19 protein-coding genes are annotated in these 21,444 nt (G+C 72.9%); 9 read left to right on the top strand and 10 right to left on the bottom strand.

Features of this window, described 5'->3' with window-relative positions; genetic code table 11:
* Positions 1-18: 18 nt before the first annotated feature.
* Positions 19-714, bottom strand: coding sequence for a potassium channel family protein (locus KC207_RS09060; protein WP_211602699.1), 696 nt, complete (start codon positions 712-714; stop codon positions 19-21).
* Positions 715-733: 19 nt separating this feature from the next.
* Complete coding sequence (locus KC207_RS09055) at positions 734-1,396, bottom strand: potassium channel family protein (RefSeq protein WP_211602698.1); 663 nt, start codon at positions 1,394-1,396, stop codon at positions 734-736.
* Positions 1,397-1,467: 71 nt separating this feature from the next.
* Here KC207_RS09055 and KC207_RS09050 point away from each other — a divergent pair, with 71 nt between their 5' ends.
* From KC207_RS09050 to KC207_RS09025, 6 genes are all read left to right on the top strand, one after another.
* The gene (locus KC207_RS09050) at positions 1,468-3,489 is read left to right on the top strand and encodes an APC family permease (RefSeq protein WP_211602697.1); all 2,022 of its coding nucleotides are present in this window, start codon (positions 1,468-1,470) and stop codon (positions 3,487-3,489) included.
* Positions 3,486-4,814 (top strand): class I SAM-dependent RNA methyltransferase, encoded by a 1,329-nt coding sequence (locus KC207_RS09045; protein ID WP_211602696.1) that lies wholly within the window; start codon positions 3,486-3,488, stop codon positions 4,812-4,814. Before KC207_RS09050 ends, KC207_RS09045 begins: the two co-directional genes overlap by 4 nt.
* Positions 4,811-5,650: a hypothetical protein gene (locus KC207_RS09040; RefSeq protein WP_211602695.1), complete on the top strand. Its 840-nt coding sequence runs from the start codon at positions 4,811-4,813 to the stop codon at positions 5,648-5,650. Before KC207_RS09045 ends, KC207_RS09040 begins: the two co-directional genes overlap by 4 nt.
* Positions 5,647-6,495 carry an alpha/beta hydrolase family protein gene (locus tag KC207_RS09035; RefSeq protein ID WP_211602694.1) on the top strand — a complete coding sequence of 283 codons (849 nt, stop codon included), beginning with the start codon at positions 5,647-5,649 and terminating at the stop codon, positions 6,493-6,495. Before KC207_RS09040 ends, KC207_RS09035 begins: the two co-directional genes overlap by 4 nt.
* Positions 6,496-6,637: 142 nt before the next feature.
* Positions 6,638-9,421 (top strand): aconitate hydratase, encoded by a 2,784-nt coding sequence (locus KC207_RS09030; protein WP_211602693.1) that lies wholly within the window; start codon positions 6,638-6,640, stop codon positions 9,419-9,421.
* A 129-nt stretch (positions 9,422-9,550) separates the two neighbouring features.
* On the top strand, positions 9,551-10,822 hold the full coding sequence (locus tag KC207_RS09025; protein ID WP_249138658.1) for a NupC/NupG family nucleoside CNT transporter: 1,272 nt from the start codon (positions 9,551-9,553) through the stop codon (positions 10,820-10,822).
* Positions 10,823-10,913: 91 nt separating this feature from the next.
* On the opposite strand, the gene KC207_RS09020 is transcribed toward KC207_RS09025, so the two are convergent.
* Positions 10,914-11,630, bottom strand: coding sequence for a phosphoadenylyl-sulfate reductase (locus KC207_RS09020; RefSeq protein WP_211602692.1), 717 nt, complete (start codon positions 11,628-11,630; stop codon positions 10,914-10,916).
* Positions 11,627-13,333: a nitrite/sulfite reductase gene (locus KC207_RS09015; protein ID WP_211602691.1), complete on the bottom strand. Its 1,707-nt coding sequence runs from the start codon at positions 13,331-13,333 to the stop codon at positions 11,627-11,629. The genes KC207_RS09020 and KC207_RS09015 overlap by 4 nt, the downstream gene beginning before the upstream one ends.
* Before the next feature lie 230 nt (positions 13,334-13,563).
* Here KC207_RS09015 and KC207_RS09010 point away from each other — a divergent pair, with 230 nt between their 5' ends.
* On the top strand, positions 13,564-13,896 hold the full coding sequence (locus KC207_RS09010) for a hypothetical protein (RefSeq protein WP_211602690.1): 333 nt from the start codon (positions 13,564-13,566) through the stop codon (positions 13,894-13,896).
* A 50-nt stretch (positions 13,897-13,946) separates the two neighbouring features.
* Here KC207_RS09010 and KC207_RS09005 read toward each other — a convergent pair whose 3' ends face one another.
* Entirely contained in the window at positions 13,947-15,287 is a 1,341-nt protein-coding gene (locus tag KC207_RS09005; protein ID WP_211602689.1) for an alpha/beta hydrolase family protein, read from the bottom strand.
* Positions 15,288-15,439: 152 nt separating this feature from the next.
* On the opposite strand from KC207_RS09005, the gene dxs reads away from it, so the two are divergent.
* Both dxs and KC207_RS08995 read left to right on the top strand, forming a co-directional pair.
* Positions 15,440-17,344: a 1-deoxy-D-xylulose-5-phosphate synthase gene (gene dxs / locus KC207_RS09000; protein WP_211602688.1), complete on the top strand. Its 1,905-nt coding sequence runs from the start codon at positions 15,440-15,442 to the stop codon at positions 17,342-17,344.
* 4 nt (positions 17,345-17,348) lie between these two features.
* Positions 17,349-17,996 carry a class I SAM-dependent DNA methyltransferase gene (locus tag KC207_RS08995; protein ID WP_249138657.1) on the top strand — a complete coding sequence of 216 codons (648 nt, stop codon included), beginning with the start codon at positions 17,349-17,351 and terminating at the stop codon, positions 17,994-17,996.
* Between the two features lie 131 nt (positions 17,997-18,127).
* Here KC207_RS08995 and KC207_RS08990 read toward each other — a convergent pair whose 3' ends face one another.
* From KC207_RS08990 to KC207_RS08970, 5 genes are all read right to left on the bottom strand, one after another.
* Positions 18,128-18,517, bottom strand: coding sequence for an OsmC family protein (locus tag KC207_RS08990; RefSeq protein ID WP_211602687.1), 390 nt, complete (start codon positions 18,515-18,517; stop codon positions 18,128-18,130).
* A 164-nt stretch (positions 18,518-18,681) separates the two neighbouring features.
* Positions 18,682-19,728 (bottom strand): M14 family zinc carboxypeptidase, encoded by a 1,047-nt coding sequence (locus KC207_RS08985; RefSeq protein WP_211602686.1) that lies wholly within the window; start codon positions 19,726-19,728, stop codon positions 18,682-18,684.
* 156 nt (positions 19,729-19,884) lie between these two features.
* The gene (locus KC207_RS08980) at positions 19,885-20,127 is read right to left on the bottom strand and encodes a hypothetical protein (RefSeq protein WP_211602685.1); all 243 of its coding nucleotides are present in this window, start codon (positions 20,125-20,127) and stop codon (positions 19,885-19,887) included.
* A gap of 51 nt (positions 20,128-20,178) precedes the next feature.
* On the bottom strand, positions 20,179-20,853 hold the full coding sequence (locus KC207_RS08975) for an AIM24 family protein (RefSeq protein ID WP_211602684.1): 675 nt from the start codon (positions 20,851-20,853) through the stop codon (positions 20,179-20,181).
* Positions 20,854-20,958: 105 nt separating this feature from the next.
* Positions 20,959-21,444, bottom strand: a 486-nt coding sequence (locus KC207_RS08970; protein ID WP_211602683.1) for an IS30 family transposase, incomplete at its 5' end; no start/stop codon positions are given.

The following is a 21,444-nucleotide window of genomic DNA, read 5'->3' as shown; positions in this document are numbered from 1 at the left end:
GGGCCCTCGCCGGAGGTCTCAGCCCTCGTCGAGGTCGTCCTCGCGGGGGCTGCGGTGGCCGGGGCTGAGCATCGACTCCAGCTCGGCCTCCGCCTCGGGCGTCGTGATGAAGAGCAGCTCGTCGAGCGGCTCGAGCGCGTCGTCGCGGCTCGGGGCGATGGGGGAGCCGTCGCGGATGATGCCCGTGAGCACGGTGTCACCGGGGAAGGGGATGTCGCCGACCCGCGACCCGGACAGCGGGCTGCCGACCGGCAGGGTCATCTCGACCATCATCGCCCGCCCCTGCTGGAACTCGAAGATCCGCACGAGGTCGCCGACGCTCACGGCCTCCTCGACGAGCGCCGTCATCAGGCGCGGCGTCGACACGGCGACGTCGACGCCCCACGCCTCGTCGAACATCCACTCGTTCTTGGGGTTGTTGACCCGGGCGACCGTGCGCGGCACGCCGAACTCGGTCTTGGCCAGGAGCGACAGGACGAGGTTGACCTTGTCGTCCCCGGTGGCGGCGACGACGACGTCGCAGTCCGCGAGCCCGGCCTCGGACAGCGCCTCGATCTCGCACGCGTCGGCCTGCAGCCAGCTCGCGTCGGGGACCTTCGAGACGCGCTCGCCGTCGGCCTCGCGGTCGACGAGGAGCACGGAGTGCCCGTTGCGCAGCAGCTCGCGGGCGATGGAACGGCCCACGCTGCCGGCTCCGGCGATGACGACGCGCATGAGGTCGGCGGCCTTTCGGTCAGGAGGACGGGGGCGGGGCGTCGAGGACCCGCTCCGCGGTGGCGAGGTGGTCGCGCTCGAGGGCGACGTGGACGAGGTCGCCGTCCTGGTAGACGGTGTCCCGTCCGGGCAGCAGGCCCTCACCGAGCCGGGTGAGGTACGCGACCCGGCCGTCGACGGCGGCCTCGAGGTCGGTGATCCGGTGCCCGATCCACCCGGAGGACACCGGCATCTCGGCGATGACGACGCGTCCGGACGGGTCGGTGAACTCGGGGACGTGACCCTGGGGCAGCAGCCGGCGCAGCATCTGGTCGCTCGTCCACTTCACCGTCGCCACGGTGGGGATGCCGAGCCGCTGGTAGATTTCCGCGCGGCCCGGGTCGTAGATCCGGGCCACGACGTTCTCGATGCCGTACTTCTCGCGGGCCACCCGCGCGGCGAGGATGTTCGAGTTGTCGCCGCTGGACACCGCGGCGAAGGCGTAGGCGTCCTCGATGCCCGCCCGGCGCAGGGTGTCGCGGTCGAAGCCGACGCCCTGGACGGTCCGGCCGTCGAACGAGGCCCCGAGCCGGCGGAAGGACCCCTCGTCCTGGTCGATGACGGCGACCTCGTGGCCCGCGGCCTCGATGGCACGGGCGAGCGACGCACCGACGCGGCCGCAGCCCATGATCACGAAGTGCACGGCGCCGACGGTACTACGCGGCGCGGCCGCGGGGGCCGCTGCCCGGAAGGTGCACCGCGGGGGTGCCGCGCATGCCTACAGTGTTCCCCGTGTCCAGTCCGGGTCGTCTCGCCAAGCGCGTGCTCCTGGGGCGTGCGATGCGCAGCGACCGTCTCGGTGAGACGTTGCTGCCCAAGAAGATCGCGCTCCCGGTGTTCGCCAGCGACGCGCTGTCCTCCGTCGCCTACGCACCCGACGAGATCCTCCTGACCCTCGGCTTCGCCGGGGGTGCGCTCGCGATGACCCACTCGTGGGAGATCGCGCTCGCCGTCGTCGTCGTCATGGCCGTCGTCATCGCGAGCTACCGCCAGAACGTCCGGGCCTACCCGTCCGGGGGCGGCGACTACGAGGTCGCGAGCGTCAACATCGGGCCCAGGGCCGGGCTCGGCGTCGCGAGCGCGCTGCTCGTCGACTACGTCCTCACGGTCGCGGTGTCGGTGTCGGCGGGCGTCCAGAACGCCGCCAACGCCTTCTCCTTCGTCCGCGGCCACGAGGCCGTGTGGGCGGTCGGCATCATCGTCCTGCTCACCGCGATGAACCTGCGGGGCGTCCGCGAGTCCGGACGCGCCTTCGCGGTCCCGACCTACCTCTTCATGCTGACGATCATCGGGATGGCCGCCGTCGGCTTCTTCCGCGAGATCACCGGCACGCTGCCGCAGGCCGAGAGCGCCGAGCTCGAGCTGCTGCCGGAGGCCGGCTACGAGGCGATCGGCTCCTTCGCGATGGTCTTCCTCCTCCTGCGGGCCTTCTCCTCCGGCTGCGCGGCGCTCACCGGGGTCGAGGCGATCAGCAACGGCGTCCCCGCCTTCCGCAAGCCGAAGGGCCAGAACGCCGCGACGACGCTGCTGCTCATGGGCACGATCTCGGTGACGATGCTCCTGTCGATGATCGCCCTCGCGCAGTGGACGGGCGTGAAGTACGCCGAGGACCCGCACCTCCAGCTGGCCCGTGACGGGGTGCTCGTCCCGGAGGACTACGTCCAGGACACCGTCATGGGACAGGTCGCGAAGTCGGTCTTCGACGGGTTCCACCCCGGCGTCGTCCTCGTCTCGATCGTCACCGGCCTCATCCTCGTCCTCGCCGCGAACACCGCCTTCAACGGCTTCCCCGTCCTCGGCTCGATCCTCGCCCGCGACGGCTTCCTGCCCCGCCAGCTGCACACCCGCGGGGACCGGCTCGCCTTCTCCAACGGCATCCTCATCCTCGCCGGCGGCGCCGCCTTCCTCGTCGTCGTCTACGACGCGAAGGTCACGAGCCTCATCCAGCTGTACATCGTCGGGGTGTTCGTGTCGTTCACGCTCTCCCAGATCGGAATGGTCCGGCACTGGAACCGGCACCTGCGGGTCGAGCGGAACCAGGCCGAGCGGGGCCGGATGATGCGCAGCCGGGTCATCAACGCCATCGGCGCCGCGATGTCGGGGCTCGTCCTCGTCGTCGTGCTCGTCACGAAGTTCGTCCACGGGGCCGGCTTCGCCGTCGCCGCGATGCTCCTGCTGTTCTTCCTCATGACGGGGATCCGCAAGCACTACGACCACGTGAGCGACGAGCTCGACGTCGCGCCCGGCGACACCAGGTCCTCGATGCTCCCCTCGCGGGTGCACGCCATCATCCTCGTCGCCAAGGTCCACAAGCCCACCCTGCGGGCGCTCGCGTACGCGCGGGCCACCCGGCCCTCGGTCCTCGAGGCGGTCACCGTGGCGGTCGACGCGGACGAGACCCGCGCCCTGCAGGACGAGTGGGACCGCCGCGACATCCCCGTGCCGCTCAAGGCGCTCGACAGCCCGTACCGCGAGATCACCCGGCCGGTCCTGGACTACGTCCGCTCGATCCGCACCGACAGCCCCCGCGACCTCGTCGTCGTCTACATCCCGCAGTACGTCGTCGGGCACTGGTGGGAGCAGGTCCTGCACAACCAGAGCGCGCTGCGGCTGCGCACCCGGCTGCTCTTCACCCCCGGCGTCATGGTGGCGTCGGTGCCGTGGCAGCTCGCGTCGTCGGCAGGGACCGAGGAGCGGTTCGAGGGGCCGGTCGCCGGCGACGTGCGACGCGGATGACCGACGTCCCGGCAGGCCCCGACGGGGACGCGCTCGACGTCGGCTCCGAGGTCGTCGTCGACGTCGGACCGGTCGCGCACGGCGGGCACTGCGTCGCCCGCTCCGACGGCCGGGTGCTCTTCGTCCGCCACGCGATCCCGGGGGAGCGGGCGCTCGTGCGGGTCACCGAGATCGGGTCCGGAGGCCGCTTCCTGCGGGCCGACGCCGTCGAGGTGCTCGAGGCGTCCCCGGACCGGGTCACCGCGCCGTGCCCGTGGAGCGGCCCGGGAATGTGCGGCGGCTGCGACCTGCAGCACGTCGCCCCACCGCGCCAGCGCTCGCTCAAGGCCGAGGTCGTCCGCGAGCAGCTCCGGCGGCTCGCCGGGCTCGACGTCGCCGTCGAGGTCGAGGCCGTCCCCGGCGACGACGACGGCCTGCGCTGGCGCACCCGGGTCGAGTACGCCCTCGACGACGCGGGTCGTCCCGGCCTGCGGCGGCACCGCTCGCACGACGTCGTCCCCGTCGACGACTGCCGGATCGCGGCCCCCGGGGTGCGCGACCTCGCCGTCACCGACGCGACCTGGCCCGGTGCCCGGGCCGTCGACGCCGTCACCCCGTCGGCGTCGGACCCGGTCGCGCTCGCCGTGGGGGAGCGGGGCTCCGTCGAGGACGACCCCGACGTCCGGGAGCGGCTGGAGGCCACGTGGTCCGACGACCACGGGACGCACACGCTCGCCCGGGACATGACGGTCGCCGCCCGGGGCTTCTGGCAGGTCCACCCGGGGGCCGTCGCCGCCCTCGTCGGCGCGACGATGGCCGGGCTCGCGGTCCGGCCGGGCGAGCGGGCCCTCGACCTCTACGCCGGGGTCGGGGTGTTCGCCGCGGCACTCGGCGAGGCGGTCGGGCCGGGCGGGCAGGTCGTCGCCGTCGAGGCCGACGCCCGGGCCGTCGAGCACGCCCGCGACAACCTCGCCGACCTGCCGTGGGTGCTGCCGGTCGCGGCCCGCGTCGACGACGCCTTCGGGGTCGCCCGCCCCACGAAGGGCGGCCGGCGCGGACGGGGGCGACCCCGCCGCCCGGCGCGCTCCCCGCTCGTCCCGACGAGCGCCGACGTCGTCGTCCTCGACCCGCCCCGTACGGGCGCCGGGGCCGGGGTCGTGCGGGCCGTCGCCGACCTGCGGCCGCGAGCGGTCGCCTACGTCGCGTGCGACCCCGCGGCCCTCGCCCGGGACACCCGGACCCTCGTCGAGCAGGGCTACCGGCTCGCGTCGCTCCGGGCGTTCGACGTCTTCCCGATGACCCACCACGTCGAGTGCGTGGCCGTGTTCGAGCGGACCGACGCATGAGGCTCTGGCCGCTCGTCGACCGCGGCACCCGGGTGGGGTGGCGGGCGCTCGGACGGCCGGTCGACCTCGCGGTCGACTCGTGGCTCGATGCCCCCATGCACACCGCGGGACCCGTCGGCGAGGGGTGGCTCGAGGCGGTCGCCGGGCGACTGGACGGTGTCGTCGTGCGGGACGACCCGGACGCCGGGCTGCTGCCGGACCTGTCGGTGCTCGACGGACCCGGGTTCGTGGCCGCCGACCTCCACCCGCTCGTCCGCGACTTCTACGAGCACACCGCGGGCTGGCGGATGGACGCCTGGTCGCAGTGGTCCCCGGTCTTCGCCCCGGGCGGGGCGGCGATCGCTTGGGCCTTCGGCCGGCGGGTGCAGCAGCTGGCCCTGCCGGTCCGTCCCCTCGAGGTCTCCCGCGGCATCGACAGCCGGGTGCTGCCCGTCAGGGACGGCGCGGGGGAGCAGCGCTGGGCGGGCTGGCTGCGTCGCCTCCGGAGCACGGGTGACACGGTCTTCAGCGGTGCCTACCGGGCGACGGCCCTGCCCGGTGAGGGGCGGCCGAGCGTCCACGTCGCCTTCCCGCTCGAGGAGGGCAACGTCCAGGTGTTCCTCGCCCCGAGCGCCCGCGCCGACGGGGCGCTCGTCCTCGACAGCGGACCGGGCCCGTTCGGCGCTCCCGGTGCCTACGTCCTCGTCCACGAGGGCGGTGGGCACCACGTCGCCCGGGTTCCCGTCCACGAGCGCTTCTTCGTCTTCGTCGACGACGAGGGAGTCCTGCGCACCGACCACGACCTGCGGATCGGTCCGGCCCGCGCGATGCGGCTGCACTACCGGATGTCCCGATGACCGCCGGCCGACCTGCCCGCCGAGCGGTGCTCGGCCTCGCCGGGCTGCCGCTCCTCGCCGCGTGCGGCACACCCGGACGGGATCCCGACCCACCCGAGGGCGCCCGACGCCTGGAGTACGGCGAGGGACCGAGCCGCTTCGCGGAGCTGACCCGGCCGGCGGGCACCCCGCGCGGCGTCGTCGTCGTGCTGCACGGCGGCTTCTGGCTGGAGACCTACGACCTGTCGCTCGGGCGACCGCTCGCCGAGGACCTCGTCGGCCGCGGCTTCGCCGCCCTCACCGTCGAGTACCGGCGGGTCGGCGGCGGGGGCGGGTTCCCCGCGACCCTCGACGACGTGTCCGCGGCCTTCGACCTCCTCGACGGCACCGACCTCCTCGAGGGGCCGGTCGTCGCCCTCGGGCACTCCGCCGGCGGGCAGCTCGCGGCCTGGGCGGCCGGCCGGGACCGCCTCGAGCGCTGGTCCGCGGCCCGGGTCCTGCCGACCCACGTCGTCGCCCAGGCGGGCGTCCTGGACCTCGTCGCCGCGGCCGAGGAGGGCCTCGGGGCCGGGGCCACGACGGAGTTCCTCGGGGGCTCGCCCGAGGAGGTCCCGGACGCCTACGCGGCGGCCGACCCGCTCGCCGCCGTCCCGCTGGACCAGCCGGTGTGGTGCGTCCACGGCAGCGGCGACGACCTCGTCCCGTTCGAGCAGTCGGTCCGGTACGTCGACGCGGCGGGCGCGGCCGGCGGTCGGGCGACCCTCGTCGAGGTCGACGGCGGACACCTCGACCTCGTCGACGTCGACACCCCGGCATGGACACGCACCGTCGAGGTGCTCGAGGCGATCGCTCCGGTCCCCTCCTGACGGGACGGCGCCGGCCCCTCGCGACGCGCGGACGACGGGCATAGGCTCGACGGTGCAACGGCCGGTGTGGTTAGATATCTTGACATCAAGATATATCGACCGGACATCGGCGCGACGACGCCCGAGACACGAAGGAGACCCGGTGGCCAGCACGAACAGCTTCGACGCCCACGGCACGCTCGAGGTGGAGGAGGCGTCCTACGACATCTACCGGCTCGGTGCGGTCGAGGGGAGCCAGACCCTCCCGTACAGCCTCAAGGTGCTGCTCGAGAACCTCCTGCGCACCGAGGACGGCGCGAACATCACCGCCGACCACATCCGCGCCCTCGGCGGGTGGGACGAGAACGCCGCCCCCGACACCGAGATCCAGTTCACCCCGGCGCGGGTCATCATGCAGGACTTCACCGGAGTGCCGTGCATCGTCGACCTCGCGACGATGCGCGAGGCGATGGCCGACCTCGGCGGCGACCCGACGAAGATTAACCCGCTCGCCCCCGCCGAGCTCGTCATCGACCACTCCGTGCAGATCGACGTCTTCGGCCGCTCCGACGCCTTCGAGCGCAACGTCGAGATCGAGTACGAGCGCAACGGCGAGCGGTACAAGTTCCTCCGCTGGGGCCAGACGGCCTTCGACGACTTCAAGGTCGTCCCGCCGGGCACCGGCATCGTCCACCAGGTCAACATCGAGCACCTGGCCCGGGCCGTCATGGTCCGCGACGGCGTCGCCTACCCCGACACCTGCGTCGGCACCGACAGCCACACGACGATGGTCAACGGCCTCGGCGTCCTCGGCTGGGGCGTCGGCGGCATCGAGGCCGAGGCCGCGATGCTCGGCCAGCCGGTCTCGATGCTCATCCCGCGGGTCGTCGGCTTCAAGCTCTCCGGGTCCATCCCGGACGGCGCGACGGCCACCGACGTCGTCCTCACGATCACCGAGATGCTCCGCGAGCACGGGGTCGTCGGCAAGTTCGTCGAGTTCTACGGCGAGGGCGTCGCCGCCGTCCCGCTCGCCAACCGCGCGACGATCGGCAACATGAGCCCCGAGTTCGGCTCGACGTGCGCGATCTTCCCGATCGACGACGTCACCCTCGACTACCTGCGCCTCACCGGCCGGTCCGACGAGCAGGTCGCGCTCGTCGAGGCCTACGCCAAGGAGCAGGGCATGTGGCTCGACGCCTCGACCGAGGCCCGCTACAGCGAGTACCTCGAGCTCGACCTGTCGACCGTCGTGCCGTCCATCGCGGGCCCGAAGCGCCCGCAGGACCGCATCGAGGTCACCGACGCCAAGCGCGCCTTCCGCCAGGTCCTGCCGACCTACGTCGGCCACGAGGAGGGCGAGGACGGCAACGCCTCCGACTTCCCGGCCTCCGACCCCAGCCCCCAGGGCACCCCCGAGGGCTTCGAGGGCGGGTCCGCCCCCGCGCACTCGGGGAACGGCTCCGGGCGCCCGTCGACGAAGGTCACCGTGACCACCCCGGACGGTGCGTCGTTCGAGATCGACCACGGCATCGTCTCGATCGCCTCGATCACCTCGTGCACGAACACCTCGAACCCGTCGGTCATGATGGCGGCCGCGATGCTCGCGAAGAACGCCGTCGAGAAGGGCCTCACGGTCCCGCCGTGGGTCAAGACCTCGATGGCGCCGGGCAGCAAGGTCGTCACCGGCTACTACGAGAAGGCCGGCATGTGGCCCTACCTCGAGAAGCTCGGCTTCCACCTCGTCGGGTACGGCTGCACGACGTGCATCGGCAACTCCGGTCCGCTCAACGACGAGATCAGCCAGGCGATCCAGGACAACGACCTCGCCGTCGTCTCCGTCCTGTCGGGCAACCGCAACTTCGAGGGCCGGATCAACCCGGACGTGAAGATGAACTACCTCGCCTCGCCGCCGCTCGTCATCGCGTACGCCCTCGCCGGGACGATGGACCACGACTTCGACAGCGAGCCGCTCGGCCAGGACGAGTCCGGTGCCGACGTCTTCCTCAAGGACATCTGGCCCGCCCCCGCGGACGTCGAGGCGACGATCCAGCAGGCGATCAGCCAGGACATGTTCACCGATGACTACGCCGACGTCTTCGCCGGCGACGAGCGGTGGAAGGGCCTGCCGACCCCCGAGGGCGACACCTTCGACTGGGACGGCGGGTCGACCTACGTCCGCAAGCCCCCGTACTTCGACGGGATGGGCGCCGAGCCGGAGCCGGTCTCGGACATCTCGGGCGCCCGGGTGCTCGCGCTGCTCGGTGACTCGGTGACGACCGACCACATCAGCCCCGCGGGCTCGATCAAGGGCGACAGCCCGGCCGGCACCTACCTCGCCGAGCACGGCGTCGAGCGCAAGGACTTCAACTCCTACGGCTCGCGGCGCGGCAACCACGAGGTGATGATCCGGGGTACTTTCGCCAACATCCGGCTGCGGAACCTCCTCCTCGACGGGGTCGAGGGCGGCTTCACCCGCAACTTCCTCGACGGGGGTGAGCAGACGACGATCTTCGACGCGTCCGCCGCCTACCAGGAGGCGGGCGTCCCGCTCGTCGTCCTCGCCGGCAAGGAGTACGGCTCGGGGTCCTCGCGGGACTGGGCCGCCAAGGGCACCGCGCTGCTCGGCGTGCGCGCCGTGATCGCCGAGTCCTACGAGCGGATCCACCGCAGCAACCTCATCGGGATGGGCGTGCTGCCGCTGCAGTTCCCCGAGGGCGAGTCGGCCGACTCGCTGGGGCTGGACGGGACGGAGACCTTCTCCGTCACCGGGGTCGAGGCGATGAACGACGGCGGCGCCGTGCCGTCGACCGTCGCCGTCGTCGCGACGTCCGAGGACGGCTCGGAGACGACGTTCGACGCGGTGGTGCGGATCGACACCCCCGGCGAGGCGGACTACTACCGCAACGGCGGCATCCTCCAGTACGTGCTCCGCTCGCTCGTGCGCTGACCCGCGCACGAGGCGCCGGCGGGGGGGCCCCCCCCCCCCGGGGGGGGGCCGCCCCCCCGCCCGTCCGATAGCGTGACGGGTCCGGCGGGCGACGTCAGGGTCGGCCGCCTCCCGAGCGAGGAGGCTCACGTGCTGGACGTCCTGTGGGGCATCGGCGGCATGGCGGTGCTGCTCGCCGCGGCGGTGGCGATCTCCACCGACCGGCGGGCCATCGCGCTGCGCACCGTGGGGGCGGCGCTGGCGCTCCAGGTCGTCTTCGGGGTGCTCGTCCTCTACGTCCCGCCCGGGCGCGCCGCGCTGAGTGCCGCGACCGAGGGCGTCCAGGCGGTCATCGACTCCTCGACCGAGGGCATCTCGTTCCTCTTCGGCTCCCTCGTCCCCGAGGACGGGGTGATCTTCGCCCTCCAGGTCCTGCCGATCATCGTCTTCTTCGCGGCGCTCACCTCGGTGCTCTACCACTGGAAGGTGCTCCAGCGGGTCGTCGCCGTCCTGGGTGCCGGGCTGCACGTGCTGCTCGGCACCTCCCGGGCGGAGTCGGTCAACGCGGCGACGAACATCTTCCTCGGGCAGACCGAGTCCCCCCTCGTCATCAAGCCGTTCGTGCGGCGGATCTCGACCTCGAGCCTCTTCGCCGTGATGACCGGGGGCCTGGCGACCGTCGCCGGGTCGGTCCTCGTCGGCTACTCCCTGCTCGGCGCCGAGCTCGACCAGCTCATCGCCGCGGCGTTCATGGCCGCGCCGGGGGCGCTGCTCATGGCGAAGATCGTCGTGCCCGAGACCGACGAGGTGGACGCCGACGGGGTGCCGGTCGCCGCGGTCGAGGGCTCGACGGAGGGCGAGGAGGCGTCCGACGACGAGCGCGACGAGGTCCCCGACGAGGAGCAGCACGTCAACGTCATCGACGCCGCCGCGAACGGCGCCGCGCAGGGCCTGAAGCTCGCCGCCAACATCGGCGCGATGCTCCTCGCGTTCATCTCGCTCATCGCCCTGCTCAACCTGCTGCTCGGCACCGCCGGAGGCTGGGTCGGGCTCGAGGACCTCACCTTCGAGCGGATCCTCGGCTACGTCTTCGCCCCGGTGATGTTCGTCATCGGCGTGCCGTGGGCCGAGGCGGTGCAGGCCGGCAGCTTCGTCGGGCAGAAGACGGTCGTCAACGAGTTCGTCGCCTTCAGCAACTTCGGTCCGGTCGCCGACCAGTTCAGCGCCAAGACCCAGGCCGTCGTGACGTTCGCCCTCACCGGCTTCGCCAACCTCGGCTCGCTCGCGATCCTCCTCGGCGGCCTCGGCGGGCTGGCCCCGGAGCGGCGTCCCGAGATCGCGCGCTACGGCGTGCGGGCCATCGCCGCGGCGACGCTGGCGAACCTCATGAGCGCGGCCATCGCCGGCATCCTCGTCGGCTGACCGACCCCCGGAACCACGTCACGGGCGGCCGGCGCGCAGCCGGCCGCCCGTGCGGACGTGACGTCGGGTGCCGACGCCGGGTGGGACGTCGTCAGCGGTGGATACCGCACTCCGTCTTGCCGCGGCCGGCCCAGCGGCCCGAGCGCGGGTCGTCGCCCGGGGCGACGGGGGAGGTGCACGGCTCGCAGCCGATCGAGGGGTACATCGGCGACAGGAGCAGGTTCGTCGGGACCCGGTGGCGCAGTCCGTACCCGGTCATCGTGTCCTGGGACCAGGAGACGAGTGGGTTGACCTTGACGATGCCGTTCGTCTCGTCGAACGTCACCGCCGGGGTGTCGGCCCGGTCGGGGGACTCGTCGCGGCGGACGCCGGACATCCACACCTCGTAGCCGGTGAGCGCCTCGCGCAGGGGCTCGACCTTGCGCATCCGGCAGCAGGCCTCGGGGTCGCGGTCGTGCAGGCGGGGCCCGTAGGCGGCGTCCTGCTCGGCGACGGACATCCGGGCCCTGACGTCGACGACGTTCACGTCGATCCGGTCCTCGACGTCGGCGCGGGCCTCGAGGGTCTCGGCGAAGTGGTATCCCGTGTCGAGGAAGAGGACGTCGACGCCGGGCACGTGCTGGGAGACGAGGTGGCAGAGGACGCCGGTCTCCATGCTGCTCGCGACGGCGATCCGCTCGGGGAAGGTCTCGGCGACCCAGGCGACGATCTCGTCGGCGGTGCCGTCGCCGACGAGACGCTCGCCCTCCTCGGCGAGCGCACGCAGCTGGTCGGGCGTGCGGCGCGTCCGTGTGGCCACGGCGGTCATCGCAGCTCCTCCTCGTCGGCACGGTGGACCCAACTGGAGAACGTATCACCGGGAGTTCTGGATTCCATAAACCGACGCACGAGTCGCTCGACGAAGTCCGGGAGGTCCGCCGCGGTGACCTTGAGCCCGCGGACGGTCCGGCCCAGCCCGGCCTCGTCGCGGTCGGCGGACGCCAGGCCACCGCCGAGGTGGACCTGGAAGCCCGGCTGCTGCTCGCCGTCGACGGTGATGATCTGGCCCTTGAGGCCGATGTCGGCGACCTGGATGCGGGCGCAGGAGTTCGGGCACCCGTTGACGTGGAGACTGATCGGGGTGTCCAGCTGCGGGGCGACGTCCGCGAGCCGGCGCTCGAGCTCGGCGACGGCCTCGGCCGCGGTCACCTTCGTCTCGACGATGGCGAGCTTGCAGTACTCGATGCCGGTGCACGCCATCGTGTGCCGCCGGAAGAGGCTCGGGGTGACCGAGAGGTCGAGGTCCTCGAGCCCGGCGACGAGCGTGTCGACCCGGTCCTGCGGCACGTCGAGGACGACGAGCTTCTGGTGCGGGGTGAGGCGCATCCGGTCGCTGCCGGCGGCGGCCATGAGGTCGGCGAGCCCGGTGAGGACGTCACCGCTGACCCGGCCGACGACCGGCGCGGCGCCGACGTAGCGGTGGCCGTCCTTCTGGGCGTGGACGCCGACGTGGTCGCCGGGCGAGGTCGCCCGCGGCGGGGGAGGGCCGTCCGGCAGTGCGTAGCCGAGGTAGTCCTCCTCGAGGACCCGGCGGAACTCGGCGGCACCCCACTCGGAGAGGAGGAACTTCAGCCGCGCCTTCGTCCGCAGCCGGCGGTAGCCGTAGTCGCGGAAGATCCGCACGACGGCGTGCCACACCTCGGCGGCGCGCTCCTCGGACACGAAGGTGCCGAGCCGCTCCGCGAGCCGGGGGGCGGTCGACAGCCCGCCGCCGACCCACAGGTCGTACCCGGGGCCGTGCTCGGGGTGGACGACGCCGACGAGGGAGATGTCGTTGATCTCGTGGACGACGTCGAGGCTCGGGTGGCCGGTGACGGCCGACTTGAACTTGCGCGGCAGGTTCTGCAGCTCGGGGTCGCCGACGAAGCGGGAGACGATCTCGTCGATGACGGGGGTGGGGTCGATGACCTCGTCGGCGGCGATGCCCGCGAGCGGGCTGCCGAGGACGACGCGCGGGGTGTCGCCGCACGCGTCCGTCGTCTGCAGCCCGACGGACTCCAGGCGGCGCCAGATCTCCGGGACGTCCTCGATGCGGATCCAGTGGTACTGGATGTTCTGCCGGTCACTGATGTCGGCGGTGCCGCGGGCGAACTCGGTCGAGATGTCGGCGAGGACGCGCAGCTGGGCGAGGGACAGGGCCCCGCCGTCGAGCCGGACCCGGAGCATGAAGTACTCGTCGGACAGCTCGTGCGGCTCGAGCGTCGCCGTGCGGCCGCCGTCGATGCCGGGGCGGCGCTGGGTGTACAGGCCCCACCACCGCATCCGCCCGTGCAGGTCGTCGTCCGGGATGGAGGCGAAGCCCTCCTTGGCGTACACCTGCTCGATCCGCTCGCGGACCTCGAGGCCGTCGCCGGCCTGCTTCATCTCCTCGTTGCCGTTGAGCGGCGCGCGGCCGTCCACGGCCCACTGGCCGTTGGGTCGGCCGCCTCGTGGGGCGCGGAGGGTCCGCGAGGACGCGGTGGAGGTCGTCATGCGTGCTGCCTTCCGTTGGGAGTCACGGAACATTCTGCAATGTATAACTCCTGGTTATTCCCCGAGGCGCGGTCCACGATGTGATCCGACCCCCTATGATCGAACACGTGTTCGACGATCCGGCCCCGGTGGAGCCTCCGCTCCGGCGGCCCACCCCGGCGGCGCCGGCCCGGCGTCGGTCGAGCGCGGGGGCCACCGGGGCCGGGGGTCCGCCCGGGTGGCCGCAAGGCGTGCCGCCCCCCGGGGTGCGCGGCTGGGAGCACCGGGCGAGCGGCTGGCTGCTCGACCACTGCCCGCCCGACTACCGGCTCTACCCGGCGTGGCGGCGCCACCCCGTCGCCCTCGCGTGGCTCACCGTGCGCCACCTCGACGCCCAGCTCGAGGGGATGCGCGGTTCCTACCGCGAGATCCGGGTCGCCCTCGTCGACGACATCGGCCCCGAGGGGGTCGCGCAGGTCCTCGCCGACCTCGAGTGCGAGGGCGTCCGGCTCGTCGCGGCACGCCGGGGCGCGGGGCTGCTGCTCGACGCCCTCCGCGGGCTCGAGTTCGTCCCACGACTGTGACGGGGCGTCGTCAGCGGGACGTGCTCAGCGCGACGTCGCCGGCGGCGGTGTCACCGGGGGCAGGGCTCCAGGGCCGCCCGTAGCCCGCTACCGCCGGTGCCGCGGGTGAAGGCGCAGCCGAGGGTCGGGGAGGAGATGTCGGCGACGAGGTCCTCGCCGGCCGGCCGGACGCCGGTCTCGACCCAGCGGAAGAGGTCGGTGTACGCGGTGACGATCTCCTCGCCGGTGAAGGTGCAGTGCCCGACGTCGCGGACGGCGCGCTGGACGAGCAGGTCCCCGAGCCCGTTGGCCCGGACCTCGTCCGCGTAGATCTGCTCCATCTCGATGGGGACGAAGAGGTCGCCCGTCGTGTGGAGGGTCAGCACCGGGACCGACGGCGTGCCGTCGACGATCGGCGCGGGCTGCACGCCCTGGGAGCGGCGCACCCGGTTCGCGGCCTCGACCCGCAGGACCGAGTCGTCGAGGCCGGCGAACCGCGGGCCGTACTCCTGCCCGTAGTCGGTGTCGCTGTTCTGCCCGACGCCGCCGGACCGGTTCGCGATCGTCCCGTCGCCCGCACCGAGCCCGAAGAGGAAGTTCCCGGCCTCGTTCTGCGGGGCGTGCCAGTACTGCCACGCGGTGTCGAAGGTGACCCGCTCCCCGCCGGAGCCGACCTCGACGAAGTCCTTGAAGTCCTGCCCCTGCGGGGTGAGGGCGTAGGCCCACGTCGGCCCGGGGGCGACGGACAGCCCCGCCTGGATGTCCGGGACCGTGTCCTGCAGCCAGTCCTCGCTCGGGTAGTCGACGTCGACGGCGTCGAGCCCGGCGAAGTCCGCCGCGCCGAGGTTGTAGTCGAGGAAGTAGTCGAAGAGCTCGACGTCGCCGAGCACCCCGCACGCCGGCAGCGCGCCGTCGTAGAGCGAGGGGTACTTCTCGATCGCGGCCGCCGTGACGTGCCCGCCCATCGAGAACCCGACGAGGTAGGTCTTGTCGAGCCGGCGCCCCAGCACCGAGCGCATGTGCTGGGTGAGGTTCTTCGTGTCGAGCATCCCCACACCGGGGTCGTAGTCGTTGCGCCGGTAGCTCGACGCGGCCCAGGCGTACCCCTGGGCGACGAGCGCCTGGTAGGCGGGCGGCGGGTCGACGGTGAGGTCGGTGCCGGTGCCGCGGTAGCCGTGGGCGTAGACGACGAGGTCGCCGTTCCAGTTTTCCGGCACCTGTGCCACCCAGGCGGCGCCCGCGATGACACCGGACGTCGCGTCCTCGCCGGTGGCCTGCTCGACCTCGGCGACGGTCGCCGCGAGGTCCTCCTCGTCGACCTCGTACGTCGGTCGGGGGGCGGAGACCGCCGAGCCCGCCGTCGTGAGGACCAGTGCCGTCGCGGCGCACGCCGCCAGGATCGACCGTCGCATCCGAGCTCCTTCGACCGGGTGGATGGACGGAGTCTGCCAGGGCGGGGCCTCCAGGTCGACGGGTGAGAGCGCCCTGAAGGTGTTGTGCAGATCGCCCTGCCGGGGGCCGGGGGAGTGCCGCGACCCGTGGGGCGGCGCCTAGAATCGGTGGGATGCACGCTGCCGGAGACGACGACGAGGAGGGCCGCGTGGGCCTGCTGCACGGGATCGGCGGTCCCGCGGACCTCAAGGCGCTGCCCGCGGCGCGGCTGCCGGAGCTCGCCGAGGAGATCCGCGGGTTCCTCGTCGACGAGGTCTCCCGGACCGGCGGGCACCTCGGGCCGAACCTCGGCGTCGTCGAGCTGACAATCGCACTGCACCGCGTGTTCGACAGCCCGCGCGACGCGATCGTCTTCGACACCGGTCACCAGTCCTACGTGCACAAGCTGCTCACCGGGCGTCACGACTTCTCCGCCCTGCGCAAGGAGGGCGGCCTGTCCGGCTACCCCAGCCGCGCCGAGTCCGTGCACGACGTCGTCGAGAACTCGCACGCCTCGACGTCGCTGTCCTGGGCGCACGGCATCGCCGCCGGGCGGGTCGTGCGCGGTGAGCGGGACCGGCACACCGTCGCCGTCATCGGCGACGGGGCACTCACCGGCGGGATGGCCTGGGAGGCCCTGAACAACATCGCCGCCGAGGACGACCTGCCGCTCGTCCTCGTCGTCAACGACAACGAGCGCTCCTACGCCCCGACCCGCGGCGGGCTCGCCGACCACCTCACGACCCTGCGCACGACCCGCGGCTACGAGCGCTTCCTCGGCTGGGGCAAGTCGACGGTGTCGCGCGCCCCGGTCTTCGGTGGCGCGATGTACGAGACGCTCCACGGCATGAAGAAGGGCCTGAAGGACATCGTCGCGCCGCAGGGGATGTTCGAGGACCTCGGCCTCAAGTACGTCGGGCCGGTCGACGGCCACGACGAGCAGGCGGTCGAGGTGGCGCTGCGCCGGGCCCGCTCGTACGGCGGACCGGTCCTGGTCCACGTCCTCACCCAGAAGGGCCGGGGGTACGAGCACGCCGTCAACGACGAGGGCGACCAGTTCCACGCCGTCGGCGTCATCAACCCCGAGACCGGTCTGCCGCTCGAGATCGCCGGCCGGTCCTGGACCGACGAGTTCGCCGACACGATGGTCGACATCGGCCGCGAGCGGGAGGACGTCGTCGCGATCACCGCGGCGATGATGATCCCCGTCGGGCTCCAGCCGTTCTGCACGAACTACCCGGAGCGCACGTTCGACGTCGGCATCGCCGAGCAGCACGCGATGACGATGGCCGCCGGGCTCGCGTTCTCCGGGCTGCACCCCGTCGTCGCCGTCTACGCGACGTTCCTCAACCGCGCCTTCGACCAGCTGCTCATGGACTGCGCCCTGCACGGGGCCGGCGTGACGATCGTCCTCGACCGGTCCGGGGTCACCGGCCCGGACGGTGCGTCGCACCACGGCATGTGGGACATGACGATCACCGGGGTCGTCCCCGGGCTGCACCTCGCGGCCCCGCGGGACGGACAGCAGGTCTCGCGTGCGGTCCGGGAGGCCGTCGCGATCGACGACGCCCCGTCGGTCGTCCGCTTCCCGAAGGGCAGCGTCGCCGAGCCGATCGAGGCCGTGCGGGTCGAGGGCGGCGTCGACGTCCTCGCCGAGCCGGACGAGGGCGACGTCGACGTCCTCCTCGTCGGCGTCGGCTCCATGGCCGCGACCGCCCTCACGGCGGCCGAGAAGCTCGCCGCCGAGGGTCACCGGGTCCGGGTCGTCGACCCGGTGTGGGCGCTGCCGGTGCCGGACGCCGTCGTGACGATGGCGCGGGCGGCGTCGCGGGTCGCCGTCGTCGAGGACAACGTCGTCGCCGGGGGCATCGGCTCGCAGGTCACGGCCGCGCTGCGGGAGGCCGACGTCGAGGTGCCCGTCGACACGATGGGTCTGCCGAAACGCTTCCTCGACCACGCCTCGCGGGGGCAGGTGCTCGACGCCGTCGGGCTCACGCCGGACGCCGTCGCCGACCGCCTCCGCGCCCGCCTGGCCTGACCCCGTGGACGGCGGGCGCGACGAGGTCCGGCACGCCTACGACGCGACCGCCGAGGACTATGCCGCCGCCTTCCCGACGACCGAGCCCGAGGCGGCCGTCGACCTCGCGATGGTCGACCACCTCGTCGACCGGCTCCGGTCGGGTCCGGGGACGCGGGTGCTCGACGCGGGCTGCGGCACGGGTCGGATGGGCCGCTACCTCACCGACCGGGGGTGCTCCGTCGTCGGCGTCGACCTCTCGCCCGGGATGCTCGCGACGGCCCGTCGGGACCACCCGGACCTCGAGGTGCTGGAGGGTGACCTCACGGCCCTCCCGCTGCCGGGCGCCTGCGTCGACGGGGTCCTCGCGTGGTACTCGCTCATCCACCTGCCCGACCACGAGCTCCCGGGCGCCCTCGCGGAGGTGTCCCGGGTGCTCCGCCCCGGTGGGCTCGTCCTCGTCGCGTTCCAGACGGGCACGGGGGAGTGGGACGTCGGTCGGCGGCTACGCGAGCGCGGGCACGACGTCCGCCTCGTCCGGTACCACCGTGGCCCGAAGCAGATGATGGACGCGCTGGCCGCCGCTGGGCTCGAGCGGGAGGCCCGCCTCGTCCGCGACCCGCTCGGACGGGAGCAGCACGGCCAGGCCTTCGTCCTCGCCCGCCGCGCCTGAGCCCCCGGCGACCCGTGGTCTCCTGCCCGGAGGAGGCACCTCGCGCACGAGCCTCCTTCCGAGCGGCGAGCCTCCTTCAGCAGGCTCGTGCGCCCACAGGAGGCTCGTTGCCGAGGGCTCGACGTTCTGGGTCAGGTCGCTCGTGCCACGGGGACGCCGGCCCTGAGGGCACGCGGGATCTCCGCCGCGTCGTCGACGACCGACGCGAGAAGCGCCAACGAGTCCGGCGAGGCCGAGGAGTCGACCGTCACGGAGTACTCGACGCCGGTTGACCTCCAGTCATCGTCGAAGCCACCGTCCGCGTCGACCGCGACCCCCTCCACGACGATGCCGAGCCGTTCCGCCTCACGGTAGGTGTCGTTCAGGACGCACACCGCAACCGCGAGGTGGAGGACGTGCGCCCCGTTGGACACCTGGGAGACGGTCAGGCCGTCGTCGGTCCACTGGTGTCGGAGCACGATGCCCGAGGGCGCAAGAAGCGTGCCTGCAGTGGCGCGCACACCGAGCGGGGAGAGCTGCATGGAGGGAGTGTGCCGCCGAGGCCGGCGCGCCACCAGTGCCGCCGCGCCGGGGGGGGGCGGGGCCGGCGGGGGGGGGGGGGGGGCGGGGGGGGGGGGCCGGGGGGGCCGCCCCCCCCCCCGGGGGGGGGGGGGGGCCGCGCCGGGGAGGACGACGGAGCCTGCGGTCAGTTCGGCTCGTTCCAGTACTGGGTCTGCAGGGTGTCCCAGAACGAGGTGTCGGCGGTCTCGATCGATCCGTCGGCGATGGCCGCCGCGGTCTCGGACAGCGTGACGACGGTCTGCTGGACGAGGTAGCCGCTGCTGCGGGCACCGAGGACGTAGTCGCCGTTCTCGGCGGCGTGGTCGGCCATCCCGCGCATCTCGAACAGCAGGGTGGAGATGCCGTACTCGACGGCCAGTCCGTTGCGGCTGATGGTCTCGGCGCTGCCGCCGCTGTACTTGCCGAGCAGGCCCCAGCCCTTGCTGTCGACCGCGTCGTACACGACCGAGCCGAGCCGCTTGGAGCCCTCGAGGACGTCGGCGTCGACGTTCGGGGTCGTCGGGTGCAGGATCGAGCCGGACACGAAGCCCTCGTCGATCGCGCTGTACGCGCCCTGGTGGTGCAGGTCGATCATGTAGTCGATGTCGTAGGCCTGCAGGACGTTCTCGTGCAGCGCCTGGGTCTCCGGCTGCTCACGGACGACGTGGTCGCGGTTGAGGTCGACCTCGTTGGCGTTGTACCGGGTGAGGTGGCGGTCGCCCTTGGCGATGTAGCCCGACAGGTCGAAGTCGACGTCGCCCATCGCGCCGTCGGGGTTGAGCATCGGCACGACGAGGACGTTGACGCCGTCCAGGACGCCGGAGCCCTTGCCCGTCCCCAGGTGCTTGATGAACTGCATCGCGCCCTCGGTCGTCAGCTGCTCGTTGCCGTGCTGCTGGGTGAGGTAGAGGATCGTCGGGTTGTCCGGGTCGCTGACCCAGGAGGCGAGGTAGAGGTCGCGGCCCTTGACGCTCTGCCCGATGACGTCGAGCTCCATGGCGTCCTGCCTGGCGTCCTGCTTCCGGAGGAAGTCGGCGAGCTCGTCGTACGTCGTGAGGCTGCTCGTCGTGATCTGGCCGTGGCCGTCGTAGTTCGGCCCGTTGCCCACGGCCTGCGCGGCGGGTAGCGCCGGGGCGAGGACGAGCGGGGCGGCCGCGAGGGCGGCGATGGCGGTGCGTCGGAGGTGTCCCATGCGGCTCGACCGTAGGGACGGGCGCCCTCGGACGGGGGCTCCGGCACGCGGGGGACGCCGGTTCTGGGGCAATCCTGACCGGCACTTGACCCGGCCCCGGGCTACGCATCGGTAGCCCTTGACCGGGGCCGGTCTCCGGGGGCGCTCCCGGCGGACTCAGCCGGCGTCGCGCTCCGCGCCGGACGCGGTGGCGACGTCCGCGAGCCCGCCGACGAGGACCTCGACGAGGGCCGGGACGTCCGCGGGCGCCACCCGCGTCGTCGCGACGCACACGTTGTCGCGCCAGACCGAGAGGACGAGGACCCCCGCGTCGTCGTGCCACGTCGCGCGCAGCGCCCGGCCGTCGCCCCGGACGTCGGTGACGACGCCGCGGCGACCCACCGCGCGGGGCCGCTCCATCGACCCAGTGTGCGCCGGGGGACCCCCGCTGTCGAGACCCGGGACGGACGCTCAGCCGGCGGTGGCCGGCGGGGGGTGACCCTCGGAGGCCTGCACGACGACGACGCCCTCGCCCTCGAGGGCGAGCTGGAAGGCCTCGCCGGACCCGCGGCCGACGACGGCGCCGAGCTTCGCCGTACGGCGCACCGAGGACCGCAGCCCGCCGGACCACAGCACGGCCGACTGCATGTCGACGAAGGTGGGCACGTCGACCCGCAGGACGACGGGGTTGCCGTACGCGAGGACGGCGATCATCCCGGACCCGGTGAACGTCGTGTTGAAGAGGCCGCCGCTCATCATCGACGCGCCCTCGACGCGGTTGATGTCCCACGTCAGCGTGCTCTCGAAGGCGAGGACGTTCTTGCCGCCGACGGTGACCGACTCGTCCTCGAGCTCGAGGACGAAGACCTCGTCGGCGTCCTGGGCGAGGAAGACGTCGCCGCTGCCGGAGACCTTCATGAGGGACATGCCCTCACCGGTGAACGCCTTCTTGAGGAAGCGCGACATCCCTCCGGAGCCCTCGTAGGCGAAGTCGACGTCGCCCTGGTAGGCGACCATCGAGCCCTGGACGGCGTAGAAGAACCCGCCGGTGCCGGCGAGGTCCACCTTGAGCATCCGGGGGTTCTGCATCATGAAGCGTCCGGGCTCGCCCTCGCGCTCGGACCGGTCGAGGAGCTCTCCGCGCATGTCGCCGAGGGTAGACCGACGGGTGGGCCGGGCGCACGCCCTCGAGATCGGGCGACACGCAGGGAAACGGCGGGCGGATTCAATCGGTGAGTGCAACGGGGGGTTTCAGGCTACGTCGGCGAGGGCTTCGGCGGGGGTGTGCCAGCCGAGGGTCATCCGGGGGCGGTTGTTGAGGCCGTCGGCGACGGTGTCGAGGTCTTCCTGGGTGTGCTTGGACAGGTCGGTGCCTTTGGGGAAGTACTGGCGCAGGAGGCCGTTGGTGTTCTCGTTGGTCCCGCGCTGCCAGGGAGCGCCGGGGTCACAGAACCACACGGTCAGGCCTGTTTCGGCGCGCACGCGCCGGTGGGAGGCGGTCAGCTCGGTGCCTTGGTCCCAGGTCAGGGACCGGGCCAGGTGCTCGGGAAGGCGGGTGATCTGTGTGGCGATCGCGTCGGCGACGGCTTCGGCGTCGTGCCGGCCTGGCAGGTGCAGCAGGATCACGAAGCGGGTGGTGCGCTCGACCAGTGTCCCGATGGCGGAGCGGCCGTTCTTGCCGATGACCAGGTCTCCTTCCCAGTGCCCGGGCACGGTGCGCCCGTCGATGTCCTTGGG

Source organism: Phycicoccus avicenniae, assembly GCF_018139485.1.
Classification (GTDB): domain Bacteria; phylum Actinomycetota; class Actinomycetes; order Actinomycetales; family Dermatophilaceae; genus Phycicoccus; species Phycicoccus avicenniae.
This window is presented reverse-complemented; position numbering and strand designations above follow the sequence as displayed.

Excerpts from the sequence above, each read along its gene's own strand:
- KC207_RS09060 (WP_211602699.1), bottom strand. The coding sequence starts at position 714 with ATGCGCGTCGTCATCGCCGGAGCCGGCAGCGTGGGCCGTTCCATCGCC.
- KC207_RS09045 (WP_211602696.1), top strand. The coding sequence starts at position 3,486 with ATGACCGACGTCCCGGCAGGCCCCGACGGGGACGCGCTCGACGTCGGC.
- KC207_RS08985 (WP_211602686.1), bottom strand. The coding sequence starts at position 19,728 with ATGGGACACCTCCGACGCACCGCCATCGCCGCCCTCGCGGCCGCCCCG.
- dxs (WP_211602688.1), top strand. The coding sequence starts at position 15,440 with ATGCACGCTGCCGGAGACGACGACGAGGAGGGCCGCGTGGGCCTGCTG.
- KC207_RS09040 (WP_211602695.1), top strand. The coding sequence starts at position 4,811 with ATGAGGCTCTGGCCGCTCGTCGACCGCGGCACCCGGGTGGGGTGGCGG.
- KC207_RS08990 (WP_211602687.1), bottom strand. The coding sequence starts at position 18,517 with ATGCAGCTCTCCCCGCTCGGTGTGCGCGCCACTGCAGGCACGCTTCTT.
- KC207_RS09020 (WP_211602692.1), bottom strand. The coding sequence starts at position 11,630 with ATGACCGCCGTGGCCACACGGACGCGCCGCACGCCCGACCAGCTGCGT.
- KC207_RS09035 (WP_211602694.1), top strand. The coding sequence starts at position 5,647 with ATGACCGCCGGCCGACCTGCCCGCCGAGCGGTGCTCGGCCTCGCCGGG.
- KC207_RS09050 (WP_211602697.1), top strand. The coding sequence starts at position 1,468 with ATGCCTACAGTGTTCCCCGTGTCCAGTCCGGGTCGTCTCGCCAAGCGC.
- KC207_RS08980 (WP_211602685.1), bottom strand. The coding sequence starts at position 20,127 with ATGGAGCGGCCCCGCGCGGTGGGTCGCCGCGGCGTCGTCACCGACGTC.
- KC207_RS08975 (WP_211602684.1), bottom strand. The coding sequence starts at position 20,853 with ATGCGCGGAGAGCTCCTCGACCGGTCCGAGCGCGAGGGCGAGCCCGGA.
- KC207_RS09005 (WP_211602689.1), bottom strand. The coding sequence starts at position 15,287 with ATGCGACGGTCGATCCTGGCGGCGTGCGCCGCGACGGCACTGGTCCTC.
- KC207_RS09015 (WP_211602691.1), bottom strand. The coding sequence starts at position 13,333 with ATGACGACCTCCACCGCGTCCTCGCGGACCCTCCGCGCCCCACGAGGC.